Source organism: Nocardioides sp. R-C-SC26 (assembly GCF_021246465.1).
In the GTDB taxonomy this organism is placed as follows: domain Bacteria; phylum Actinomycetota; class Actinomycetes; order Propionibacteriales; family Nocardioidaceae; genus Nocardioides.
In genome coordinates, this window is sequence record NZ_JAHRHK010000058.1 from 1 (window position 1) to 327 (window position 327).

General features: G+C 67.3%; 1 pseudogene. It reads right to left on the bottom strand.

The window, feature by feature from the left end:
* A pseudogene (locus tag KSO97_RS17425) lies at positions 1-327 on the bottom strand (glucose-6-phosphate dehydrogenase); the annotation flags it as partial.

Consider the following 327-nt stretch of genomic DNA (forward strand, 5'->3'; position numbering starts at 1 on the left):
CGTCGAACGAGCCGGGATCGTCGAGCGCGACGAAGGCGAGCAGCTGCGCCAGGTGCGTGGAGACCATGTCGCGCAGGCACCCGGTCGCGTCATAGGAGCTGCCGCGGCCGGTCACGGTGAGCTTCTCGGGCACGTCGATCTGCACCGATCGGATGTGCCGACGGTTCCACGAGGGCTCGAAGAGCCCGTTGGCGAAGCGCAACGCCAAGATGTTCTGCACCGCCTCCTTGCCGAGGAAGTGGTCGATGCGGAACACGGCGTCCTCGACGAAGACCTCCTTGATCGCCGCATCCAGCGCGCGGGAACTGGCGAGGTCGGTGCCGAAGG